The organism is Prolinoborus fasciculus (assembly GCF_056724605.1).
Window position 1 is genome coordinate 1 of sequence record NZ_JBWZQN010000154.1, and the last position, 757, is coordinate 757.

Here is a 757-nt window from a genome sequence, read left to right on the forward strand (position 1 = left end):
TTACCTCGTCATATTGGTAAAGGACGACCGCATAAATTACCGTTGGAAGATCGTTTGCTCTTATGTATAGAATATTGGAGAGAATATCGAACATTTTTCCATCTTGGTATGAGTTACGGTGTATCTGAAACGAGTGCAATTCGTATCACACGTGTTATTGAAGATACCTTAATCCGTTCTGGAAAATTTAACTTGTCAAAACAACTTCCTAATCGAGATGAAGTGGATTGGGAAGTTGTTGTGATTGATGCAACTGAAATATTAGTTCAACGTCCAAAAAAAACAGAAGAAATGGTATAGCGGTAAAAAAAAGCGACATACCTTTAAATTTCAGCTATCTATGCACTATACAACAGGTGAAATACTGAGTGTATGTGGAAGTCATGGAAGCATGCATGATTTTAAAATATTTAAAAAAAGTATGAGGAAATTAAAATTTAAGCCCTTTTTTATCGTTGATAAGGGGTATTTAGGGATAAAAAAATTGGGTTTTGGATGCCTCATGCCATCTAAAGCAAAGAAAACTGAAAAATTAGATTCTGAATTAAAAAAGTTAAATAGAGAGATTGGTCGTAGACGAATTCAAGTAGAGCATGTATTTGGAAGGATGAAATGTTTTAAGATTTTATCTTGTGTATATAGAAATCGTCGTAAAAGATTAAACCTGCGGTTTAATTTACTTGCTGGCATATACAATTTAGATTGGGTGAAAGATAAACAATTAAATTGATTGAAAAATGATTTATGAAGGAAGTCT

The 757-nt window shown here is 32.4% G+C and carries 1 protein-coding gene and 1 pseudogene; both read left to right on the forward strand.

Translation table 11 applies throughout. The features are described from left to right. The coding region (locus AC1P5O_RS16680) for a helix-turn-helix domain-containing protein (RefSeq protein ID WP_148101493.1) at positions 1-300 on the forward strand (300 nt) is incomplete at its 5' end. Positions 301-337: 37 nt separating this feature from the next. Further along, positions 338-730: pseudogene (locus tag AC1P5O_RS16685) on the forward strand (transposase family protein); the annotation flags it as partial. Positions 731-757: the final 27 nt, after the last annotated feature.